Origin of the sequence: Asanoa ishikariensis, assembly GCF_900107455.1 — a bacterium.
Classification (GTDB): Bacteria; Actinomycetota; Actinomycetes; order Mycobacteriales; family Micromonosporaceae; genus Asanoa; species Asanoa ishikariensis.
The window spans coordinates 47712-69931 of record NZ_FNQB01000005.1; the positions used below are offsets into that span (position 1 = coordinate 47712).

20 protein-coding genes are annotated in these 22220 nt (G+C 67.6%); 13 read left to right on the forward strand and 7 right to left on the reverse strand.

Annotated elements, in window-relative coordinates; translation table 11 throughout:
• Nucleotides 1–37: 37 nt before the first annotated feature.
• Together BLV39_RS37180 and BLV39_RS37185 are read left to right on the forward strand one after the other, a co-directional pair.
• Nucleotides 38–1657, forward strand: coding sequence for a hypothetical protein (locus BLV39_RS37180; RefSeq protein ID WP_090803037.1), 1620 nt, complete (start codon nt 38–40; stop codon nt 1655–1657).
• A 29-nt stretch (nt 1658–1686) separates the two neighbouring features.
• On the forward strand, nt 1687–2946 hold the full coding sequence (locus tag BLV39_RS37185; RefSeq protein ID WP_090803039.1) for a hypothetical protein: 1260 nt from the start codon (nt 1687–1689) through the stop codon (nt 2944–2946).
• A 55-nt stretch (nt 2947–3001) separates the two neighbouring features.
• Here BLV39_RS37185 and BLV39_RS37190 read toward each other — a convergent pair whose 3' ends face one another.
• Complete coding sequence (locus BLV39_RS37190) at nt 3002–3676, reverse strand: alpha/beta hydrolase (RefSeq protein ID WP_090803042.1); 675 nt, start codon at nt 3674–3676, stop codon at nt 3002–3004.
• Between the two features lie 860 nt (nt 3677–4536).
• Here BLV39_RS37190 and BLV39_RS37195 point away from each other — a divergent pair.
• Together BLV39_RS37195 and BLV39_RS37200 are read left to right on the forward strand one after the other, a co-directional pair.
• Nucleotides 4537–6000 carry an aminopeptidase P family protein gene (locus tag BLV39_RS37195; RefSeq protein ID WP_239084100.1) on the forward strand — a complete coding sequence of 488 codons (1464 nt, stop codon included), beginning with the start codon at nt 4537–4539 and terminating at the stop codon, nt 5998–6000.
• A gap of 4 nt (nt 6001–6004) precedes the next feature.
• On the forward strand, nt 6005–7216 hold the full coding sequence (locus tag BLV39_RS37200) for an aminotransferase class V-fold PLP-dependent enzyme (RefSeq protein WP_090803044.1): 1212 nt from the start codon (nt 6005–6007) through the stop codon (nt 7214–7216).
• A gap of 25 nt (nt 7217–7241) precedes the next feature.
• Here the strand turns inward: BLV39_RS37200 and BLV39_RS37205 are convergent, their stop codons facing one another.
• On the reverse strand, nt 7242–7619 hold the full coding sequence (locus tag BLV39_RS37205; RefSeq protein WP_090803047.1) for a CPCC family cysteine-rich protein: 378 nt from the start codon (nt 7617–7619) through the stop codon (nt 7242–7244).
• A gap of 146 nt (nt 7620–7765) precedes the next feature.
• Between BLV39_RS37205 and BLV39_RS37210 the strand changes: the two genes are divergently transcribed.
• A complete protein-coding gene (locus tag BLV39_RS37210; RefSeq protein ID WP_090803049.1) occupies nt 7766–8197 on the forward strand; it encodes a DUF6188 family protein in 432 nt (143 codons plus the stop codon).
• Between the two features lie 210 nt (nt 8198–8407).
• On the opposite strand, the gene BLV39_RS43365 is transcribed toward BLV39_RS37210, so the two are convergent.
• Nucleotides 8408–8554, reverse strand: coding sequence for a hypothetical protein (locus tag BLV39_RS43365; RefSeq protein ID WP_176985279.1), 147 nt, complete (start codon nt 8552–8554; stop codon nt 8408–8410).
• A gap of 263 nt (nt 8555–8817) precedes the next feature.
• Entirely contained in the window at nt 8818–10323 is a 1506-nt protein-coding gene (locus BLV39_RS37215) for an alpha/beta hydrolase (RefSeq protein ID WP_090803051.1), read from the reverse strand.
• 444 nt (nt 10324–10767) lie between these two features.
• On the opposite strand from BLV39_RS37215, the gene BLV39_RS37220 reads away from it, so the two are divergent.
• Nucleotides 10768–11256 carry a hypothetical protein gene (locus BLV39_RS37220; RefSeq protein ID WP_090803054.1) on the forward strand — a complete coding sequence of 163 codons (489 nt, stop codon included), beginning with the start codon at nt 10768–10770 and terminating at the stop codon, nt 11254–11256.
• On the opposite strand, the gene BLV39_RS37225 is transcribed toward BLV39_RS37220, so the two are convergent.
• On the reverse strand, nt 11253–11897 hold the full coding sequence (locus tag BLV39_RS37225; protein WP_090803057.1) for a response regulator: 645 nt from the start codon (nt 11895–11897) through the stop codon (nt 11253–11255). The genes BLV39_RS37220 and BLV39_RS37225 overlap by 4 nt on opposite strands.
• Before the next feature lie 7 nt (nt 11898–11904).
• Nucleotides 11905–13170, reverse strand: a complete 1266-nt coding sequence (locus BLV39_RS37230) for a sensor histidine kinase (protein ID WP_090803060.1) — start codon at nt 13168–13170, stop codon at nt 11905–11907.
• A 488-nt stretch (nt 13171–13658) separates the two neighbouring features.
• On the opposite strand from BLV39_RS37230, the gene BLV39_RS37235 reads away from it, so the two are divergent.
• Entirely contained in the window at nt 13659–13841 is a 183-nt protein-coding gene (locus BLV39_RS37235; protein ID WP_143050056.1) for a hypothetical protein, read from the forward strand.
• Complete coding sequence (locus tag BLV39_RS37240; protein WP_090803065.1) at nt 13838–14704, forward strand: DUF4253 domain-containing protein; 867 nt, start codon at nt 13838–13840, stop codon at nt 14702–14704. The genes BLV39_RS37235 and BLV39_RS37240 overlap by 4 nt, the downstream gene beginning before the upstream one ends.
• 753 nt (nt 14705–15457) lie before the next feature.
• Here the strand turns inward: BLV39_RS37240 and BLV39_RS37255 are convergent.
• A complete protein-coding gene (locus BLV39_RS37255) occupies nt 15458–15799 on the reverse strand; it encodes a hypothetical protein (protein WP_204082955.1) in 342 nt (113 codons plus the stop codon).
• A gap of 412 nt (nt 15800–16211) precedes the next feature.
• On the opposite strand from BLV39_RS37255, the gene BLV39_RS37260 reads away from it, so the two are divergent.
• The 5 genes from BLV39_RS37260 to BLV39_RS37280 all read left to right on the forward strand — a co-directional run bounded on the left by BLV39_RS37260 (nt 16212) and on the right by BLV39_RS37280 (nt 22212).
• The gene (locus tag BLV39_RS37260) at nt 16212–17306 is read left to right on the forward strand and encodes a substrate-binding domain-containing protein (RefSeq protein ID WP_090803067.1); all 1095 of its coding nucleotides are present in this window, start codon (nt 16212–16214) and stop codon (nt 17304–17306) included.
• A 2-nt stretch (nt 17307–17308) separates the two neighbouring features.
• Nucleotides 17309–18331, forward strand: coding sequence for an ABC transporter permease (locus BLV39_RS37265; protein ID WP_090803070.1), 1023 nt, complete (start codon nt 17309–17311; stop codon nt 18329–18331).
• Nucleotides 18328–19161 (forward strand): ATP-binding cassette domain-containing protein, encoded by an 834-nt coding sequence (locus tag BLV39_RS37270; RefSeq protein WP_090803072.1) that lies wholly within the window; start codon nt 18328–18330, stop codon nt 19159–19161. The genes BLV39_RS37265 and BLV39_RS37270 overlap by 4 nt, the downstream gene beginning before the upstream one ends.
• Before the next feature lie 885 nt (nt 19162–20046).
• Nucleotides 20047–21567: an HD domain-containing phosphohydrolase gene (locus tag BLV39_RS37275; RefSeq protein WP_090803075.1), complete on the forward strand. Its 1521-nt coding sequence runs from the start codon at nt 20047–20049 to the stop codon at nt 21565–21567.
• A gap of 75 nt (nt 21568–21642) precedes the next feature.
• On the forward strand, nt 21643–22212 hold the full coding sequence (locus BLV39_RS37280) for an SRPBCC family protein (RefSeq protein ID WP_143050057.1): 570 nt from the start codon (nt 21643–21645) through the stop codon (nt 22210–22212).
• Nucleotides 22213–22220: the final 8 nt, after the last annotated feature.

The window sequence follows — 22220 nt, forward strand, 5'->3', positions numbered from 1 at the left end:
GAGACGGGTCGTCCTTCGGCGAATACGCGCGGCGCTCGTGGCCGTCGCCGTGGCCGCGACGTGCCTGGTGGCCTGGGCGGCGCCCGCGCAGGCGCTGCCGTTGAGCGTGACCGTCACGATTGTCAGGGTGGCGGAATGCTGTCCGGGCGGCCCGATCGACGTGACTTCGGACGCCGATTTCTATGGCCGGACGACCATCGCGGGCAACTCGACCGACTTCGGGGAGATCGAGGACAAGTCGATTATCACGCCGGACTGGAAAGCCACCGAAACGGTTGACCACAGCAATGCCACCACCGATGTGAAGATCGAGATTTTCGACGAGGACGACGGCCTGAATTTCCGCGACAACCAGATCGACCTCACCAACAATGATGCCGACCGGGCGGTGAACTTCTCGATCGACCTGCACCCGGAGGACTCCCGCTGCTACTTCACCGGTGACGTCAGCGGACCGTGCGGTGCCGAGGTCACGACGCAGGGCAACGCGGACGACGGCGACGTCGGCGACATGATCCTCATGGTCGAGGTCAACGAGCCGGCGCAGGCGCCCGGACGGCATGTCAGGTGCCTGCACTCTCCGTTGTGGCCGCAGCCCGGCGAGTCGGTCACCATCACCGCCGAAGCGTTCGGCGACCAATCCGACGGCGGCCCACTGCCGCAACTGATCTCCGACCAGTTGGACATCTTCTTCTCGACCGACGGCGGCGCGACCCGACAGAAGATCGGTGGTTCGGGCCGGCAGACGACGTTCAGCGCCAGCCGGACGGCCGGGGCGGCAGGCTCGACCTTCTCCTACAGCTGCCTGGCGATCGACAGACTCGAGCCTGTCGACTCCGGGTGGCACACGGTGCAGGTCGGGGATCCGCCGCAGGGACGCGCCGTACCCGTGCTGCTGTCCGGGGCCCGTGAGAGCGCCCTGGACGTGGTCCTGTTCCCGGCGACCACCAACGTGCGGAGTCAACCGAACAACCCGTCGAACACCAGCCTGCTGACCTTCCCGGTCTACAGCGGGCCGAAGGATTCCAACTTCCTCAACCACGCCCACACGGCCGTGGCGGAGCTGATGCGCGAGCAACTCGTGCTCGACAACCAACGTCACATCAACGTCTGGATAGCTCTCGACCCGGCGGCCACGGGCGGTTTCCGGGACCTGCGCAACGGCGACGGCATCGACGACACGTGCCAGCACCAACCGCCGGCCAACCTCGGCGTCGACTATGGATTCGCCAATGTCCGCGCGATCCTGCATCCGGCGACCCCGCCACCCGGCAACGCGAACACCCTGCGGGAATGCGCCTTCGGCGGCGTGCTCAGCGCCGAGGCCGGCGAGACCGGGGTGTTCATCCACGAGGTCGGACACGCCGGCTTCGGCCTGGCCGACGAGTACTGCTGCGACGGCGGCTACTTCCAGACCGACGACGCTCCGAACGTCTACCTGAGCAGCAACGCGTGCGTCAACGACGTCGGGAACCTCGGCGGGACCGCCGCCCAGTGCCGCGGCATGGACTCGGTCTTCGACACCGACACCAACTTTGATTTCTGGGTCTCCGACCCCGCGTCCAACGACCTGATGAACGACAACGACTTCGCCCGACGAGCCGACCGGCGACGCATGACCTTCGTGTTCGGTCTATGCGACCAGGCAAAGTGCTGAGGGGGCCCACGATGCGAAAACGCGTACCCATGCTGATAATCGGTGTCGTCGCCCTGGCGGTCGGCGCGATCCACGCGACCGCACAGGCGGTCCCCACCGTAGCCAACTCGGCCTTCGCTCCGGCTCCACAGCCCGAATACGTCGACAACGCCCGTAGCTTCGTCGCCACGATCGACTTCCAATCCGCGCTGTCCGGCACGTCGGCCGGCGTCGTGGTGGCGAACGTGGCCACACCGGGCACGGCGTTTTTGAAGCCGGACCTGACGGTGACCAGCATCGCCGACGGCGCGGTGCTGCGCACCACCACCATGCCGAACCCGGCTCTGGCGTACGCGGAGCATGCGGGCTTCACCGGCCAGGCCGGCCGCACCCAGGTGCTCGTGCCCTACGACAGCCGGATCGAGCAGATCAAGCTGGCCGGCCCGGCCGGTGCCACGGTGGCCACGGTCGACACCACGGCGGCCGTGCGCGACTACTGCGTCGCGAACCCGAACGACCCGGACTGCCACGAGAGCGACCTGTCGGTCGACGCGGTCGCGGCACCCGGGCCGCTGTTCGGCGTGATCGGCCGGCCGGTGACCATCACCGTGGCCAGCACGGTCGCCAACGCCGGACCCGACGGTCCGACCGAGGCCAAGGTGGAACGCAAGGTCGTGGCCGGTGCCGGCATCACCGTCACCCCCAGCGCTCCGGACACGACGCCGGCCACCATCGCGGTCGGCACACCGCAGCGGCTGGAGAAGACGTACACCGTGACTTGTGGCCAGCCGGGACCGCGCACGCTCGACTTCACCACCACGGTGACGCCGCGGCGGGCCTCAGTCGTCGACGCGAGGGCCGACAACAACCAGCGGACCGCGCGACTCACGCTCGACTGCGCGGTCCCGGTCACGATCAACATCCAGCCCGGCATCGCACAGAACTGGATCACCCTCTACGCGCCCTTCGTGCCCACCGCGGTGCTCACCACCCGAGCCGGCGAATACGGCAACCCGCTGGCGTTCGACGCGACCAAGATCGTCGCCAGTGCGACCCGGTTCGGCTCGCCAGACGTCCTGCAACGCGGCCAGGGCGTGCGGGACATCAACAACAGGATCCTCAAAGTGTTCTCACTGGAGCCCAACGAGCGCACGGTCGACCTCGACCTGGACGCGCTCCTCAACTTCGGACCACCACGCGACGCCTTGACCCGGACCGACACGACGGCCTGTGTCTTCGGCAAGTTCACCAGCGGCCCGTCGACGCAGACGAGCTTCTACGGCTGCGACACGATCAACATCATCCCCTAGGTACGCGCGGTCGGCTGTCAGGCCAAACCTGACAGCCGACCGTACGTGCGCCTGATCAGTGTCCGAACGCCCACGCCACCATCAGTGGAAACTCTTGCCTCCAGAACGCGTTGCCGTGCGAGCCGACCCGTTCGGTCAGGACAACGTCGCCGCCCGCATCGCGCAGCGCGTTCGCCCACCGGGTGGCGTTGTCGCGGAAGAACGGTTCTTTGGTGCCCGCGACGAGGTAGGCGCGCGGGAGTCTGCCGGGCAGCACGGCTGGTGGCTGATATCCCGCGCCGGGCGAGGCGCAGAAGACCGCGCCGTAGATGTCGGGGTGACGAAGCCCCATGGCGAGCGCGAGTTCTGCGCCGGCGGAGACGCCGAACGCCGCGGTTCGGTCGGCTGGCAGCTTGGCGCCCAGGCGGGTCGCCGCCCACCGGCGTACGTCCTCGACGAAGAACTTCTCGTGTGCCGCGAACCGTCGCGGGTCGAAGGCGAACGCGTCCGTGCTGCGGCCCGGTGAGTACTCGTGCAGCCGCAGCGTCTCATCCTCCAACCGGTGCGCGCCGATGATCATCGTGGGCGGCAGATCGGCGGCTTCCAGAACTCCTCCCCATGACGTGATCAACTGGCCGTCACCGGCGAAGACGATCGCCTCGGGCGCAGCCGCCGGAACGTAGGCGGTGACTTGACGTCCGCCGTCGTACTCCAGCACTTCGGTAATGAGCTCGCCTGCTGTGGACGACATCGGCGCGGGCTCCCTGCTGACGTGAGGTAGCTGCTGGCAGTCGCTCGTAAGCGCATCGGCCACACGCTGCCGCTCGCCGACGCGGCCAAAGCCACCGGTGCACTCCCGGCTCTAGACCAACACGTTTCCGTCGTGACCGCTGGCCCACCTCTACCGGTTGATCGCGCACTACGGCGAGATCAACACTATCCGGGCAACAAGAACTGGGCAGCGGCCCGAGCCGCTGTTGGCCATAGCGAAGATGAACCTGTCGGCGACGGCGATTCTATGAGGGCGAACTGGCATGCGGCGCGGCTCTCTTCGCGAGCCGACGCGTTTGCGCAGGTCATGGCCCCTGCCTCGACGCGTGTGAGGGGTGCGGGAACCAGCGAGGTCGAGCGCCCGTCTCCGCGGACTACGTTGCCCGATTATTTGTTAACCAACACACGGGTGCGTCTCAGATCCTGGAGCGTGCTCAATACGTTGGCGGAACAGCGAATCCTGAGTCCACAGTAAATAGGTGGCAGAGGTCCTAAGCGGAGTCGTCGCCGTCATCACGGCCTTATCTTTGCTGGTCGCGGCATGCGTGCCCCTGGTGCGTCTGCTCATGCGCAGGGAAGCTCCGCGGGATCAAAGAGCGCTCCAGCCCGGCCCAGACGCCGCGGATCGAAACGATCGTGCAGCGTAGGGGCGAGAAGTGCAGGGCGTGCGGGCGAACTGGTCGAGGGCAACATCCAACGCCAAGTTCGTGCCGTCGCCGCACCCCGGCCGGCCACAGGGCGTCGACCTGATGCCCGGTCTCGCTATTGCCAATAATATGCAATAGCCTAAGAGTTGCAGGTGATCATGGCCTGCCGGGACACACGGTCGAGGAGCAAGTGGTGACAGCAGGGGATGAACGGCATGAGGTGCGCACGGAGTCGTACGATCCCGATTTTCCGGACGGGTTCCTGAGCTTCATGCGGACCGGGTGGCGTGACGAGCCGCTCGAGGTGCGGCCCAGACCCGAGATCGGCCATCATGCCCGTCGCCGGGCGGCGCTGTCGGAGGGGTTTCCTGGCGAGACGCTGGTGATCCCCACCGGGTCGCGGAAGGTGCGGGCGAACGACACGACGTTCCCGTTTCGCCCCGGCAGCGACTTCGCGTACCTCTCCGGAGACCACGACCCTGACGGCGTGCTGATCCTGCGGCCGAACGGCGGCGGGCACGACGCCGTGCTGTACACACGGACACGCTCGCCCCGCGAGAGCGACGAGTTCTTCCGCAGCCGCGACGGTGAGCTGTGGGTCGGCCGGCGGCACGCACTCGCCGAGAAGGCGACCGAGCTGGGGATCGAAACCACCGACCTCGCCGACCTCGACGCCGCGCTCGCCGCGTGCGCACCCGGCCGCACGCGGGTGCTGCGCGGCCTGGACCCGGGCGTCGACCACGCCGTGCGGCCGCATGACCCGCAGCGGGCCGGCGCACGTGACCAGGAACTGGCCGCGGTGATAGCGGAGGCGAAGCTCGCCAAGGATGAGTGGGAGATCGCTCAGCTTCAGGACGCGGTCGACGCCACCGTACGCGGATTCGAAGATGTCGCCCGCGTCCTGCCGGCCGATCGTGGCGTGTCGGAACGGCTTGTGGAAGGTGTGTTCGGCCTGCGCGCCCGCCACGACGGCAACCACGTCGGCTACGGGTCCATCGTGTGCGCCGGCGCCAACGCCACCGTCCTGTGCTGGAAACGCAACACCGGCCTCACCGCGCCGGGGCAACTGCTGCTGATGGACATGGGCGTGGAGAACCGGCACCTCTACACCGCCGACGTGACCCGCACCGTGCCCGTCTCCGGCACCTTCACCCCGTTACAGCGGCAGGTCTACGACATCGTGTACGCCGCGCAGCAGGCCGGCATCGACCTGATCAAGCCGGGAGTCAGGTTCAGCGACGTCCACCAAACCTGCATGCGGGCACTGGCCGAGGGTCTGGCCGCACTCGGCGTGCTGCCGGTGAGCGTCGACGAAGCCATGGACCCACGTTCCACGATCTACCGGCGATGGACGCTCCACCCGTTCGGCCACATGCTCGGCATGGATGTCCATGACTGCGCGTCGGCTCGTCCGGACAAGTACCGCGACGGCGAGCTCGACGAGGGCTACGTGCTCACCGTTGAGCCCGGCCTCTACTTCCAGCCCGAAGACGACCTGGTCCCCGCCGAGCTGCGCGGCATCGGTATCCGCATCGAGGACGACATCCTCGTCACCGCCGCAGGCGCGACGAACCTGTCGACGGGTCTGCCACGCAAGGCCGACGAGGTCGAAGCCTGGCTCGCCGCCCAGCGCGAAGCCGGCCCCCGGCTGCCCTGAGACGATGACGCGAAAAGGCAATCCCGCGACCCTCGATGTCGATCGCGCGCGCCGGGAGACTCCCGGGTGCGCGAACGTCGTCCATCTCAACAACGCCGGGGCCGCCCTCCCGCCCGCGGTGGTGACCGACGCGGTTGTCGACCACCTTCGGCTAGAGGCGCGGATGGGCGGTTACGAGGCAGCCGCGGCGGCGGTGGCCTCGGTGAACAACGTCTACGACGCGATCGCCCGCCTGATTGGCAGCCGGCCACACGAGATCGCCGTCGTAGAGAACGCCACCCGTGCCTGGGACATGGCCTTCTACGCGATGCGCTTCGGCCCCGGCGACCGCATCCTGACCGCCAGGGCCGAGTACGCCAGCAACGTCATCGCCTTCCTCCAGACCGCGGCGCGTACCGGCGCCCGCATCGAGGTGGTCGACGACGACGAGCACGGGCAGTTCTCCGTGGACGACCTGCGTCGACGGCTCGACGACGACGTCAAGCTCGTCGCGGTGACGCACGTACCGACGCAGAGCGGTCTGGTCAATCCCGCGGCCGAGATCGGACGGCTGACCCGGGCGGCGGGCGTGCCGTTCCTGCTCGACGCCTGCCAATCCATCGGACAGCTACCCATCGACGTCGCCGAGATCGGCTGCGACGTGCTGTCCGCCACCGGCCGCAAATACCTGCGCGGGCCACGCGGCACCGGCTTCCTCTACGTATCCGACCGGCTCATCGACCAACTCGACCCGCCGTTCCTCGACCTGCACGCCGCGACGTGGACCGACCACGACCGCTACGAGCTCAGGCCGGACGCCCGGCGCTTCGAAAGCTGGGAGACCAACTACGCCACCAAAATCGGTCTCGGCGTCGCGGTGGACTACGCCCTGCGGTGGGGCATCGAGTCCATAGAGGACCGCGTCACCACCCTCGCCACCTATCTCCGCCGGCGCCTGGCTGAACTGCCCGGCGTCGTCGTTCAGGACCGCGGCAAGCGCCTCTGCGGAATCGTCAGCTTCACCGTCGACGGCATACCTGCCGCGGAGATCCAGGCACACCTGGCCAGGGCACAGATCAACACCTCGACCTCCACGGTCACCTCAGCCAGGTACGACCTGGCCGCCCGAGGCCTGTCCGCGATCGTGCGGGCATCGGTGCACTACTACAACACCGAAGACGAAATCGACCTGCTGTGCGCGGCACTGTCCCGCCTGCCCAACGGCCGGCCGCGGTAACAGGACGTCGAGGCTGGGCGAGTGCCTATCGGCGGCGCCTGCTCTCCCAGCGGGCTTGTCGTTCGGCATGGGCACGCCGCGCGTCCGCCAGACTGACCGGCCGCTCCGCATACGCGTGCCGCGCGTCCGTCAGGCTCATCGAGCCGTTCGGACCACCGCGAACCGTGTCGGCGTCTTCATCGTCTTGCCCGTCGTCCTCCCAGGCGCAGACGAAGCAGATTTCGAACTGACCTCGCCCGTCAAGCGTCGGGTGCCGGCAGCACGGACACGCGTGCGGTCCGCTGCCCTCTTCAATCACCACAGAACGTACATTCAACGCCTCGGCGTACTGCTCGAACCATTCAGTTCGCCTCGCGAGTTCCTCCGCGGACGGCCCCTCGTGCTTATCGGTGGCCTCGCCCATCCCCAGTACCTCTCCCCTTTGTGCGGCCCTGGTCGTGGAAGTCCCGCGCACGACGACAAGAGACCATCGCTAGATTCAAGGTTCGTAAACCCGAACCTCCACGCCAGCGGGCAACACCGCTGAACGGTCACGACAGGGTAGGCCTCGTGAGAATCCCGACCGCGTTGGTTGACTGCCGCGTCGACCGGACCGCCTTCGACTTCCAGGTCCGACTTAGCTTCAGCGGTCTCGGCCCCGACGAAGGCTATCGAGTTGATGCCGATCTGGTCATCGAGACCCCGTTCCTGCTCTGCGACGCCAGCGGTGAATGGCACGAGCTCGATCCCGGCACCGGATCCGGCCTCGCACCGGTGCTGGACCTCTTCCGCCGGACCGTCAGCACCGTAGAAATCCGTGGCCGAGGCGCCCTCCACTTGACGTTCGACGACGGCTCCGAGCTGCAGGTCGGTCCGCATGCCGAGTACGAGTCCTGGAATCTGACCGGCATAGGCGTCGACCCAATCACCGTCGGCCCCGGCGGAGAGACCGACTGGTGTCTCCTACCGATCGTCGAGCCGGGGCTGTCACGCATCACGTGACGCCGATCCGCAACGGATCAACGGGAGCCCGACAGCGTAACGATCACGATCCCGCCGAGTCGCCAACAGCGAGCCTCCGAGTACCAGTGCGCCGAAGGCGAGTTGGAAGCACAGAGCGTTCGCAGCCGGGACGCCTGTGTGCGAGCGGCGAACGGCATCGGCCTTGTCGACAGACCGTCGATTGTTCGTGCGGCACGGTCTAGTGCACTGTCAGCCGGTGATCACCGGCCAGGCGTACGCGAGCAGCGCGCACGCCGCGCCCAGCAGGGCCGGGGAAAATCCCCGCGGTCGCAGGGGCAGGGCGGCCACCGCGATCAGGATGACGGCGAGAACGTACAGGACTACCTGGACCGACATGGCGCTCTCGCTGGGGTGGTGGACCGGCGGCCGCCCCTTGTACCCGCCACGGCGAGCCGGCGAAACGTGGCGCGATCTAGTCACCCGACGCGCCAGATCGCACTCAGGCTGGATGGTGCCCGGGCGTGTGCCTGCTGAGCAGTGGCAGACTGGCCACTTTGTCTGTGCTGCCCGCAGGAGGCCGGCAGGCTAACTGGTTACGGCGGCGCGGAGGCCCTGAGGAAGGGCCGCGCGCCGCCGTATATGAATCAGTGAGCGGCCGGTTACTTCGTTTGGGCTGTGGCCCGGCAGGTCGCGCCAATCGGCGGGAGCTTGCGGTCGATCAGAAATCGGTCGACATACCCGGTGGTACACGCGGTACGTAGGTAAGCTCCGTGGCCCCAGCCCTGGTAGGTGACGAGCCGGCCGTTGTCACCAAGCTGGTCCGCGACGTTCCGCGCCCAGGCGTACGGGGTGGCCGGATCGTGCTGGGCATTAATCAGTAGTAGCGGCGTGGAGGTGTTTACCCGCAATCGGTGCTGTGGATTGTTCACTGTGCCCTGCCAGCCGAGGCACACCATGGTGGGTGCGAGGGCGCCGGTCGAGACGCGCAGGTGCGGCGCCACCGCACGCGATTTGTCGAGGTACCGGGACATCTGTGCGTAGCCGTCAATGGGCAACGACCAGTCTCCGCAGACCACCGGCAGGGGCAGTTCAGCGACCTCACCGGTCGACGGCGCGGCCGCTTTTGGCGACGTGGCGCCAAGGGTGGTGTTGTCCAGCGAGTCGAGCCAATTGGCCAGACTCGACCAGTTCGGCCCGTAGAACTCCTTGAACGCGTGCTTGCTCAGGTCGAACCAGGTCAACCTGTTGCCGCTGGTCGGGTCCACCAGCGTGCCGGTCTCGGCTCGACGCATCAGGTCGTCGTAGAGCGCACCTACGCTCCGGCCGTGCAGCGCGCACGCCGGACTCCGGTCGCACCAGGCGGCGAACTCGTCAAAGGAATCCTCGACCGCCGCCGCTTGGTCGACCAGGAACGGTTTGGTGCTCAGGCTGTGGTCCATGACGCTGTCGAGCGCGAGCGCCCGGACGCGACCCGGGAATCGCTCGGCGTACACCTGCCCGATCAGCGTGCCGTAGGACACCCCGTGATAGCTGATCCGCTGTGCGCCGAGTGCGGCCCGGATCGCGTCCATGTCGTAGGCCACGCTGAGGGTGTCCGCGTGGTCGAACAGGGGTCCGGTGCGTGCGCGGCAGTCGTCGTAGAGCCGCTTGTTGTAGGCGATCTGCTGGTCGTAATCCGCTTGGCTGCTTATCACCGGGTATGGCATCTGGGCCAGGAGGGAGACCGAGCAGACGGCCGGGCTGCTGCGGGCGACGCCACGCGGATCGAACCCGATGATGTCGAACCTTCGGCGGATCTCGGGACTGAACTTCGTATCCGCGTCGAACACGTAGTCGACGCCGGACAGGCCGGGACCGCCTGTGCCGACGAGCAGCGGTCCGATTCGCCTTTTCGGGTCGGTGGCGACCTGCTTGGCTATCGCCAATGAGAATGTCGGTCCGTGTGGGTGGGCCCAGTCGATCGGGAGGTCGAGGGTGGCGCAGCGCAGTCCGGGGTCGTCGGAATGTTGCGGGCACGGGTTCCAGGTGATGGGGCCGGCCCGCCAGCCGTTTGGCCCGCTGCCAGCCGTCCAACTCGGTTTCGCACCCGCGGGGCTGGCCATGGGAGCGATCAGTGCCATGACGGCTGCTGCCATAGCTACCGCAGTACGGATGGCATTTCGCATGAAAGGGCAACTCCATTCACCGATGGATGAGCTGCCGCAAGTCGAGCACGTGTCGATTCAGACCAGAAGAGATCGTCGACGGTTCCAGGGTGATCTCCGGGGAACCCCCCACGAGACGTCGCCGCGTCTGCAGAACATCCCTGAGTCGCTGCCGCCATCGCGACAGCGGTCAGCAAATGTCCTCTAGGGACGGTCCCGAGGTCGTTAGGGCAGGTCGAAGGTTTCCGAACGAAGCCGAGCGAATCCGAACAGTGTGGACCGCATGGTTCGGCTTTCCGAACCAGACAGTGTCGTGGCGGCACGATTGGCCCGCAGCCGGAGCTCTCACACGATGGACGGGTGAATACTCTCGTTGACCACCTGGCCCCGCCCACCGCTCTGACCCATGGCCGCCTCCGCAACTGGATTCGCATTGCGGGCCGGAGCCTCGCGTACTGTGCGCTCTTGCTGCCACTGTCCCTCGTGTCCTTGTTCGCCGCCGTCATCGGCCGTCAGCGGTGGACGGTCGCGTCGTGGCGGTGGCTGCGGACCAGGCTGCTGGACCTGCCCGCGGTGCCGGAGGGCCGGCCGCGGACGCGCGCCGTCGCCGGCCACGCGATGGGGAGCCTCCTTCTCGGCGTGATGGCCGTGGTGCCACTCGGGGTCGAGGTGCTGTGGCTGCTCCGCGCCGTCCTCTACGGGTTCGTCGACTCCGGCCCGTACGACCATTCGTGGGGCGGCCCGACCCGGGGCGGCGCGTGGGTGGCCCACTTCCTGATCGGCACACCGGAGGCGCTCGCCGGACTGGCCGCACTCGCGGGTATCGCCGCACTGCACCAGCGGTTGACGGCGGCGCTCGACGGGGCGCGGACGCCCCGCTGGCTGATGCCGACCGTCGTGGTCGCTGGCCTGGCCACCGCGCTGCTGTTCGTGGCCTGGACCCGCCAGCTCTAGGCGGCTTCCAGATAGCGCAGGACGGCCAGGACGCGCCGGTGGTCGGATTCCGATGCCAGCAGGCCAAGTTTGCTGAAGATGTTGGCCACGTGCTTCTCCACTGCGCGCTCCGTGACCACGAAGGTCTTCGCGATGGCCGCGTTGGTGCGGCCCTCGGCCATCAGCGCGAGGGCCTCGCGCTCCCGTCGGGTGAGCCGGGCGAGATCGTGGTCGCGTTGGCTGGCTCCGAACAGTTGGTTGACCACCTCGGGGTCCAGGGCGGTGCCGCCGGCGGCGACCCGCTCGAGGGCGTCGACGAATTCGTCGATGTCGCCGACCCGGTCCTTGAGCAGATAGCCGACGCCGGCGGCGCCGCCGGTCAGGAGCTGTTTGGCGAAGCGCGTCTCGACATATTGGGAGAAGAGCAGGACACCTACCGCGGGGTACGCCGCCCGGAGCGCGACCGCGGCCCGCACGCCCTCGTCGGTATGCGTCGGTGGCATCCGGATGTCGATCACCGCAATGTCGGGATGCCAGGCCCCGGCCCGGTCGTGCAGGGCCGCGGCGTCGCCCACGGTTGCGATCTGGTGTCCGCGCATCTCCAGCAGCTGCGCCAGCCCCTCGCGCAGGATGGCGAGGTCTTCGGCGATCAGGATGCGCATCGATTCCTCACAGATGGGCGGGCAGGAAGACGCTGACCACCGTGGGGCCTCCTGGCGGGCTGGTAAGGCTCAGTGTGCCGTCCACCGTAGCCACCCGATCGGCCAGCCCCCGCAGCCCGCTGCCGCCGGCCTCGTGCGCGCCGCCCGACCCGTTGTCCGAGACCACCACGCGTAGCCGATCGCCACGCCGGGAGAGCTCGACGGTGGCCCTGGTGGCCCTGCTGTGCTTGACGACGTTGGTGAGCAACTCGGCCACACAGAAATACGCGATCGTCTCGATCGCGGCCGCCGGTCGGTCACCGATCCGGATGTCGCAACTGACCGGCACCGAGCTGCGGGCGGTCAGGGTGGCGATCGCGGCCTCCAGGCCGTTGTCGAGGATCGGCGGATGGATGTCGTGAATGACGTCCCGCAGGTCTTTGATGGCGTCGCGGGCGTTGGCCCGCGCCGACTCCAGCAGGTCACCGGTCTGCCCCGGACCGCGGCCGACCAAATCGCCGATCATAGCCAGGTTCATCGTCAACGCGACGAGTCGCGCCTGCACGCCGTCGTGCAGGTCGCGCTCGATGCGCCGCAGCGTGGCGGCCGCGTCCTCGACCGCAGCGGCCCGACTGCGCCGCAGGGCGGCGATCCGCACGGCGCGTTCGTCGCGGCTGAGCAGGCCGCGAACCAGGAGCCGATCGACGACCAGCACCACCCGCAGCGACCACGGCGCGATGACCAGCAGCGCCGCACCGGCCGCGCTGAGCAGCGCGACCCCCACCCAGCTGTCGATCAGGACGCCCGCTACCACCAGGCCGCGCCGGCCGTCGACCGTGTTCTGGTTGAGGTCGAGGGCGTGCTGTAGCGGTGCGGTGAGCCCGACGACACCCCACGCCCACGTGAACAGCACCACGGTCAGCTCGACCAGCGCCAACGGCAGCGCCGAGAGCTGAAAGGCGACCGCGCGCCATCCTGGGCCGTCCCGAAGGCCGGTACGCAGCCAGGCGAAGAGCCCCGCGGCGGGCCGGAACGCCAGCGGCGCCAGCACGACCTCGCCGAGCAGCCATCGGGCGAGCGCGAGTCGCGTCCGCGCGATCAGGCGTGTGCCAGGCACCATAGCCGCGAGCACGGGAACACCGAGAGCCGTGATCGACAGCACCGCACACACCACGAAGCCGGCGAGCACATAGCCGAACCCGAGGGCCGTCAAGGGCGCGGTCAGCAGCACATACAGCAGTTCCTTCCCGGCGCGTCCGCGCGGCGGTGCCAGCGCACTCCACCACCTCGGCATCCGGCCATTCTGCTCGACTTGTTTGAATCCGTGCGCCCGCTCGACGACACGATCCGCACCTCGTTGCAACACCGCACCGCTTCGAGCAACTTCGCCATGACGCCTGTTCGCCAGGACCTGCGGCCGGATCGGATGTGGCGGGAAGCGAACGCGAGCCACGCTGACGTCGTTGTGTGCCCGGCTGGAGCCGGTCCGGTCCGGATGTTAGGGGTCTTAGTCGAAGACCGACGTGCGAGTCTGATGGTGTCGCGGCGCTTCGATCTCGTCTATGACGGCGACCGCCAGGTCGGCGTAGGACAGGGTCGCCGATCCCGGCCGGGTCTCCGCCGGTGCGGTAGCGACCGGTCCGAGGCGCAGCCACATCCAACATGGCCGGCGGGTCCACTGTGGCGTCGGCAGCCCGGAGCCGTTCCAACCAGCGGTGTGCAAAGGCCGAAGGGACGTAGGTGCCCGAGGAACGATGTGGGGTCGTCCAGGACCAGCCGACCGTGCTCATCGTGCAGGTTGGCGAAGAGACCGATCAGAATGAGACGTCGTACGCCGGCTCGCGGCATTCCCTGCAGGAGAGCGTCGACGCCGTGGACGAAGAAGTCTGCGTCGAACCGGCGCGATCGGCGTCGACGCCGCCGGGTTACCGGGATCGCCGCCAAGGGCTACGGTTCGCGGCGTGACTTCGGCGTTGGACGACCCCGACGAGATCGCCGCCGTATTCCGGGGGACTGTATTGGACGGGCTTTCGATCGAGGAGGGCCTCGGCGACACGTGGGTAGTCACCGGCGTCGACAAAAGCCAGCTACTTCCCGCCTGGCGGGCGGCACGGGCGGCAACGGCACAGACCGGCCGATGGCCCGTCCTCGCCATGGTCGACGGGCAGTGGCTGGACCCCGAACGCGAGCAGATCGAGGCGCTTGAGCATGCGGCCCGGACGGTGGATCCGTGGGCGGTCCATCAATGGTCGGGGGCTGACGCACACTCCCTTATCGAGCCCGATCAGCTGCACCTGTGGCTGCCCGATTTCCTCGGGCAGGACGCCACGCAGCAGGCCCGGCAGGATCTTCGCCCGCCCACGACACCGGTCGCGGTCCAGCGTTGGACCTGGGAGCGGCTGTTGGCCGACCCAACGGCCCTTGAGCAGGCTTGGCCGCACACTGCGCCGTATGTCGGCACCCGGTGCTGGTTCACGCCCCTGGAAGGGGCGGATGTAGTGCTGCTGCCCACGCCGGTGCAGTGGCTTGCCCCGGCATGGTTCGACTACTGGGGTGCGATCTCGCTGGGCAATCGTGGTGGTGACCCCGGCCGGGACGGTCTCGCTGCGGCGATCCGTCAATGGGAGCAGCAGTGGGGCGCCGAACTGGTGGCGTCCTGGGGGACGATGCTGCAGTTCGTCGTCAGCAGGCAGCCCGCCCTGGGCGAACAGGCGTGGCAGCTCGCTCTCCAGCACCTGGCGGTCGGCGGCAGTCTCGAAACACCAGCCTGGAAGCTGGCTCTTGCGTTGACTCGCAGCGACGCCTGGTTGCTGCACGACCGCCCCTGACCCGGCGCCACGTACGCGCGCTCGCCCTGCCGGACTGGCCGGCCCTGGTCGCCTGGCGACCGCGCTGGTGGAACGCTCGCATGGCCGCTATCAGGGGTGGGGCGATGTGGTCACGTTCGCGGGCGGCACCGCCGCACGGATTGGGGAGGTCGCGGGTGTCCGGCGTGCCGACATCGACCGGGATTCCTGGATCTGGACGGTCCGGCGACAGACAACCACCGGACCCGGATGGGGGAGCGGCATGCTCGGCAACGTTTCCCAGGTCGTGCAAAGCATAGGCCAGCTGGGTAAAGGAGTCGCCGCAAACTCCCTCGGTGTCCACAATGGTTTCGTTGTCGCCGGGCCCTCCGTGGACGAACCCGGGTCGTCTTGGCTTGGTCGGTCCGGTCGAGGCGGCGACGACATCGTTGGGACCGCGACGTTGCCGCTGTTCGTCCGCGGCCGACCAGGCCGACGTCTTGGGACCGGCTCGACCGATGTGCAGACGCCGAACGGCTACGTCATGCCGTGGTCGAACGCCGTGAGCGGCTCGTCCCCTGGGCCCTCGCAGGGTCGCAGCCGCGGTCGCTGATGCACAGACGCTCGCCGGCGACCGCGTGGTCGCGGTCACCGGTGGCACCATCGCCCGAGAAGGCCTCGAACTGGGGCTGCTCGACGAGGTGCCTTCCGGTGGTCGACCGTGGGCGCGGAGTCGACGCCACCTGTCGGCTCAGACGTCGGTTCTCTGTCCGGCGTCAGCGGCCTCGCTCGCCTTCAGCGTTGTTGCGGGCCTCGGCGGCCTTGATGGCGTGCTCCAGTTCCGTCGGGCTGCGGGCTCAGCGTGTAGGTGAAGCCCGACTTGCCACCCCACGTGTTGGATTCCGTGGTGGTGACCACGACGTGGTTCACGTCCGACCAGTCGTAGTGCATGCGTTCCCAGACGCCGCCTGAGCCCTCGGTGACGTCGGCCTGATCGATGCCCCGTTCGTGCACCTTGAGATAGCCGTCGGCGCTGCGGCTGAAGATGTCGGACCGCCCGGGCCCGAAGTCGGTCAACGCGGCGACGAACTGCTCGGGTGTCGCGGTCGTGGACTTATGAAGGTGAATCGTGGTCATGCCGGTTCCTCGTCGCGACGTGTGGCACGTTCGCGCAGGTCATCCACCACTTCAGCCTAGAACGGCGGGCACATGATGGATGCCAAGGCCTTATAGGCGTACGCGGATGATCGTCTTTCCCTTGACGTCGGGTGTGTAGCTGGTCGGGCCTTCAGCGGACCACCACCGACCAGCCCTTGTCCGACCGCGACGACAATGGATCCAAGTGTTCTTCATCGGCGGACGTCACTGGACCGGATCACCATCTGGCAGCTACGGTCAGCCTGGCAGTAGCGACCAGTTCAGCAGTGGAGCCGGCCTCCTCCTTCATTGCTGGTTGCGCAACCAGGGCGGTCCCAGGTCGGGCTAGCCGCCGGTCAAATCGGCGACCTGCTGGCCGCCTAAGAGAGGGAGCAACCCCACCATGACTCGCATGACTTTCAGCAATTCGTCCTGCCGACGGGCAATCGCCATCGTCGCGGCAGTCTCGACCGCCGTGACCGTGGCAGCCTGCAACCGCGGCGATTCCTCCAGTTCGGGTACCGGCGGCGAGGCGGCCATCGGCGTCACCCTCATCACCAAGGACTCCACCAACCCGTTTTTCGTCGCCATGCAGAAAGGCGCAAAGCAGGACGCCACGAAGAACAACGTGAAGCTGACCGTCGCCTCGGGCAAGGAGGAGGGTGACGACCAGGGCCAGATCACCGCGATCGAGGACGCCATCGCCCGCGGCGACAAGGGCATCCTCATCACCCCGATGAGCAACGGCGTCAACGCCTCCATGACGAAGGCTCGGGATGCGGGCCTGTACGTCATTGCGCTGGATACCCCCCCGGACCCGGCGGACACCGTCGACATCACGTTCGCCACCGACAATCGTCAGGCTGGCAACCTGGACGGGAAGTGGGCAGCCGCGCAGCTCGACGGCAAGCCGGCGGTCATCGCCCTGATCGACCTGTTCGACGACAAGATCGTGTCGGTGGACTACAACCGCGACCAGGGCTTCCTCGAGGGGATGGGCATCGACGTCGCCGACCCGAAGAAGAACGGCGACGAAGCGAAGACCGGCAAGTACACGGGTGGCAAGGGGGGCACGTACACCATCGTCTGCAACGAGGCCGGACAGGGCGCCGAGGACGGTGGCCGGACCGCTATGGAGAGGTGCCTCGCCAAGAACCCCAACATCAACCTCGTGTACACGATCAACGAGCCGACGGCTGTCGGGGCGAACGCCAGCCTGAAGGCCGCCGGCAAGACGGCCATCATCGTCTCCGTGGATGGTGGCTGCGCCGGCGTCGCGAGCGTCGAGAGTGGCATTGTCGGCGCGACCTCCCAGCAGTACCCGCTCAAGATGGCGACTCTCGGCATGGAGGCCATAGCCAAGATCGCCCGCGGTGGTGAGAAGCCGAAGACCTCGCCCGGCCTCGACTTCTACAACACCGGCGTTGCGCTGGTGACCGACAAGAAGGTGGATGGAGTCGACAGCATCTCCTCTGACGAGGGCGCCAAGATCTGCTGGGGTAACTGACCATGAGTAATACGGTCACGTCTGCTGCCGCCGAGTTCGCCCGGCGGCAGCACTCTCCCGTTCAACGCGTCCAGCACCAGCTGCACGCTCGGCCGTGGTTGAGTCCGCTCTTTCTGCTGTTCGTGGCCTTCGTGGTGTTCTTCATCGCCACGCCCACGTTCCTCACCGCCAACTCGATGGGCATCCTGCTCCAGCAGACCGCCGTCGTCGCGACGCTCGCGGTCGGCCAGACGCTGGTCATTCTCACGGCCGGCATCGACCTGTCGGTCGGGGCCATCATGGTGCTGACGATGATGGTCATGGCCTCGCTCGCCAGGGACGGGGGCATGCCGGGCCTGCTTGCCCTGCTGATCGGATTCGTGCTCGCCTTGGCGGCCGGAGCGCTCAACGGATTTCTCGTCACCCGGATCAACCTGCCGCCGTTCATCGTCACGCTCGGCACGCTAAGCGTCTACACCGCGATCGCCCTGCTGTACTCCGGTGGTGAGAGCATTCAGGCCTCTCACCTGCCCGGGTTGCTCAACGTCCTCGGCGACGGCTTCGCCATCGGAGGCTTCCGGTTGACCTGGGGCATCGTCGTCATGGTGATCATCTACGCCGTCGTCGGCTTTGCTCTGTCGCAGACGGCGTGGGGCCGATACGTGTATGCCGTGGGCGACGACCCCGAGGCCGCGCGCCTTTCCGGCGTGCCCAGCAAGCGAATCCTGCTCGCCGTCTATACGGTCGCCGGCCTGATCTACGCCGTCGCTGCCTGGGAACTCATCGGACGTGCTGGGGCCGCGACGCCCAATGCCGTTCCCGATGCGAACCTGCAGTCCATTACGGCTGTCGTCATTGGAGGCACGAGCCTCTTCGGTGGCCGTGGTGTCCTGATCGGCACCCTTCTCGGCGCCCTCATCGTCCAGACGCTCCAGTTCGGATTGTCCCAGATGGGCGTCGACCAGCAGTGGCGCGTGCTCGCGACCGGCATCCTCATCGTCGTGGCCGTCGCTGCCGACCAATGGATCAGGAAGGTCAAGGCATGACCACACGAGATCTCGAGGTCGCCCATGGTGGCATTCCCGTGGGCAAGGAGGGCATATACAGCCAGCAGCCCATCCTGTCAGCGCGCAAGCTCGTCATCACCTTCGGCCGGGTCGTCGGCCTGGACGGGGTGGACCTCGATCTCTACCCCGGTGAGATCCTCGCCGTCATCGGTGACAACGGCGCCGGCAAGTCCACACTCATCAAGTGCCTCACCGGGGCGTACATCCCCGACTCCGGCGAGATCCTGATGAATGGGCAACCGGTCCACTTCAGGAAGCCCCAAGACGCCCGAATGGCGGGTATCGAAACGGTGTACCAGCAACTCGCCGTCGTCCCGGCCCTCGACATCGCGAGCAATCTGTACCTCGCCCGCGAGGAGCGTCGCAAGGGTCCGCTCGGCTCGGTCTTCCGGATGCTCGACAAGAAGGGCATGGAGCGCCGCGCTGGTCAGGCGATACAGCGCCTCGGCATTCAGACCATCCAGAACATGGGTCAGGCCGTTGAGACCTTGTCCGGTGGCCAGCGCCAAGCCGTCGCGGTAGCCCGCGCTGCGGCGTTCGGAAGCAAGGTCGTCGTCCTCGACGAGCCGACGGCAGCCCTTGGGGTCAAGGAGTCAGGCATGGTCCTCGAGATGATCAAGCAGTTGCGTGACGGCGGCCTGTCGATCATCCTCATCAGCCACAACATGCCGCATGTGTGGGAAGTCGCAGACCGCATCCACATCCAGCGGCTGGGTGCTCTGGCGGGAGTGATCACCCCGCAGTCACACGACATGGGTGAAGGCGTGGCGATCATGACGGGCGCCAAGCGGTTGGCGCCCTCCGCGTGACCGAGAGCATCGTGAGGGCGGCCGCTCCCCGCCGATCAAGGGCTAAGACGACGGGCTTACGCAGCCAGCCGAGGGCCCGGGCGTCAGGGCAGGCGCGGCAGGAACGGGTCGGTCGGGTACACGCCCCGGCGTAGTGAGGGTGGCGAGGCGTTGGGCGGGGATCGCCTCAGCCACTGGGTCGGTAGGCGGTGCAGTGGCAGTGTCAGCGACACGGTGCCGGGATATGAATCCAAGCCCGCACCATCGGCGCGGTCAGCGGCGACCTCGCCACGGGTAGGCGGTGCTGTCCAGGATGCTTGATCCTGCTGGCCCGCCCCACCATGTCACGGAGACCTGGACGGTCACGTCGGCCCGATCTTCGCTCCGTTGATGACACAGCGCTACCTGCACCCTGACCGGCGGTCGATCAAGGACGCGGGAACGTCACTCAGTGCCCACCTGAAGGCACGTCGGTCCCCAGATGGTCCCTAGGCACCCGCTGCCTAGATCATCTCTACCGCGCTAGGGGAGAGGTGCTAAAGGGCCGCTGACCTGCGGATTTGAATCCCAGGTTAGCGGCCCTAGCGGGTGTCGGGACGGCGGGATTCGAACCCACGACCCCTTGACCCCCAGGCAACCAACCGGATCCGATGACCTCAGATGCCAGTAAGCCTGGCCAAGATGAACGATCCGTCAACGTCCATGATGGTGCATCGGGATCGCTGCCGATTGTCACGCAGTTAGTCACTCGGCGCGCGGCAACGCTTGCCAACCCGAGGAAGTCCCATCAGTGGATTGAGCAGGCTGAGTCGGCCAGCCCGCCCGTGCCGCTAGATTATTAGACTGGGCCGCGTGACCGGGGCTTCAGCTGATCTGCGAGTGCGCCGCCTAGAGCTGCTGGCTGTCATGTCGCTGGGTGCCGATCTCGGCCTCGGTCAGCCAATGGAGCACGTGCTGCGTGAGTGCCTGATCGCGATGCGGCTGGCCGAGCGAGTCGGACTGGATACGAAGGGCCGCGCGACCGTTTGCTACACGGCGCTGCTGACCTGGGTCGGCTGCCACGTGGACGCGTACGAGCAGGCGAAGTGGTTCGGTGACGACCTGGCATTTAAGTCTGACTTTCCGATGGTCGACGGGGCCGGGACGGGTTTCGTTCTGCGTCATCTGGGGGCAGGGCGACCGCTGGTCGACCGGGCCCGGCTCGGGTTGGCGCTGATCGGCGGTGGCCGACGCGAGGTCGAGGCGATCATCGACAACCATCGGCGGGCAGCGGAGGATCTGGCCCACCAGCTCGGTCTCGACGCCGAGGTTCGAGACAGCCTTGGGCAGGCTTTCGAACGGTGGGATGGAAGGGGTACGCCAGGGCTGGCTCGGGGGCCCGCGATCTCGCTGGCCTCACGGCTGGTGAGCATGGCCGATGTGGTCGAGGTTTTCCACCGGCTGGGTGGCGTTGAGGCGGCCGTGGCGGTCGCACGTGAGCGGCGGGGGACTCAGTTCGATCCGGAGCTGGTCGACCTGTTCGTGTCCGTCGCCGACGAAATCTTGGTGGGGCCTGGCGGCGAGGCGACCTGGAACGCGGTGATCGCCGCCGAGCCCGAGCTGGACGTCGTGCTGACTGGCGCGGAGCTCGACGCGGCGCTCGCGGCGGTAGCCAACTTCGCCGATGTGAAGTCGCCTTACACGCTCGGCCATTCGTGCGCGGTGGCCGTGCTGGCCGAGTCGGCGGCTCGGACCGCCGGACTGGTCGAGGCTGACGCGGTGCTGGTGCGGCGGGCCGCGTATGTCCATGACCTCGGCCGGCTTGGCGTGTCCAATGCCATCTGGGACAAGCCGGGCAGCCTCAGCGTCGGCGAACGGGAGCGGGTGCGGCTGCATCCGTATCTGACCGAGCGGATGCTGGCAGCGTCGGCACTCGCTCCACTGGGGACGGTGGCTATAGCCCATCACGAACGGCTGGACGGCTCTGGGTACCCGCGGGGCATCACCGGCGATGCTCTGCCCATGGTCGCCCGGATTCTCGGAGCGGCCGATGCGTACCGGTCCAAGCTGGAACCGCGACCGCACCGAGCCCGGCTGACGGCCGATCAAGCCGCGGCCTACCTGCGCGATGAGGTACGGGTCGGCCGGCTCGACGGCGACGCGGTCGAGGGTGTGCTTCAGGTGGCCGGGCATGCGGTGCGTCGCCGCCGTTCCTGGCCGGCCGGGCTCACGGCCCGAGAGGTCGAAGTCCTCCGGTTAGCCGCCCGAGGACTGGCGGTCGCGGCCATTGCCGCCCAGCTAGGCATCTCCAAGAAGACCGCCGCCAACCACGTGGAGCACATCTACGTCAAGATTGGTGTGTCCAACCGGGCCCGGGCCAGTCTGTTCGCCGTAAAGCACGGCCTGATCGGCGACGACGACATCGACGCGGAGTCGCGACAAAGATGAGGTGAATGCCTCATGTCCGCCCCCGTGCTCCGACCTAACGTCGAATGCCTGGGTACCGGCATGAGGGAGACGGCCTTGACTCGCGTGGTGTGGGATGGCGACAACTTCTACGAGATGGTGCTCGAGGCGCACTGCGACGCCTCGCCATCCGCGGTTTACGACGTGCTGGCAAACCTGGAGACCCACCTGGAGTGGGCCGGCCGCAAGCAACGGCATGGGTTTCAACTCACGTCGCTGAGGGCCGACGGCCCGATGCGGGCAGGCGCCGAATTCACGAGCGTCGGATCAATGCCGATGACCCGCACCCGTTGGCAGGATCACAGCGTGGTCGTGCGGGCCGACCGGGCCGCCGTCATCGAGTTTCACACTGACGGCGTTGCGGTGTGGCCAAGCGGCCGCCACACCGAGGCCCGGTGGGAGCACCGGTACGACATCGAGCCGGCCGCCGACGGCGCGCGGGTGATCTACCGGCTGCGTCGGGCATCCATGACCAACCCGCCGCTGCGGATGCGCCTTCCCTTCATGGCCACGATGACTCACCGCGTGATGATCCCGTTCCTGTGCCGCCGTGGCTTCCGCAATCTGCTCTGGGCGGCCGAACAGTTGGCCCAGCCTGTGTCGCCCGCGGCTTGGTCCATCGACTGACATGCGCT

Bases quoted from the DNA above. Each gene is read 5' to 3' on its own strand.
- BLV39_RS37185 (WP_090803039.1), top strand. From the start codon at position 1,687: ATGCTGATAATCGGTGTCGTCGCCCTGGCGGTCGGCGCGATCCACGCG.
- BLV39_RS37190 (WP_090803042.1), bottom strand. From the start codon at position 3,676: ATGTCGTCCACAGCAGGCGAGCTCATTACCGAAGTGCTGGAGTACGAC.
- BLV39_RS37200 (WP_090803044.1), top strand. From the start codon at position 6,005: ATGACGCGAAAAGGCAATCCCGCGACCCTCGATGTCGATCGCGCGCGC.
- BLV39_RS37205 (WP_090803047.1), bottom strand. From the start codon at position 7,619: ATGGGCGAGGCCACCGATAAGCACGAGGGGCCGTCCGCGGAGGAACTC.
- BLV39_RS43365 (WP_176985279.1), bottom strand. From the start codon at position 8,554: ATGTCGGTCCAGGTAGTCCTGTACGTTCTCGCCGTCATCCTGATCGCG.
- BLV39_RS37215 (WP_090803051.1), bottom strand. From the start codon at position 10,323: ATGCGAAATGCCATCCGTACTGCGGTAGCTATGGCAGCAGCCGTCATG.
- BLV39_RS37225 (WP_090803057.1), bottom strand. From the start codon at position 11,897: ATGCGCATCCTGATCGCCGAAGACCTCGCCATCCTGCGCGAGGGGCTG.
- BLV39_RS37230 (WP_090803060.1), bottom strand. From the start codon at position 13,170: ATGCCGAGGTGGTGGAGTGCGCTGGCACCGCCGCGCGGACGCGCCGGG.
- BLV39_RS37255 (WP_204082955.1), bottom strand. From the start codon at position 15,799: ATGACCACGATTCACCTTCATAAGTCCACGACCGCGACACCCGAGCAG.
- BLV39_RS37260 (WP_090803067.1), top strand. From the start codon at position 16,212: ATGACTTTCAGCAATTCGTCCTGCCGACGGGCAATCGCCATCGTCGCG.
- BLV39_RS37265 (WP_090803070.1), top strand. From the start codon at position 17,309: ATGAGTAATACGGTCACGTCTGCTGCCGCCGAGTTCGCCCGGCGGCAG.
- BLV39_RS37270 (WP_090803072.1), top strand. From the start codon at position 18,328: ATGACCACACGAGATCTCGAGGTCGCCCATGGTGGCATTCCCGTGGGC.
- BLV39_RS37275 (WP_090803075.1), top strand. From the start codon at position 20,047: ATGTCGCTGGGTGCCGATCTCGGCCTCGGTCAGCCAATGGAGCACGTG.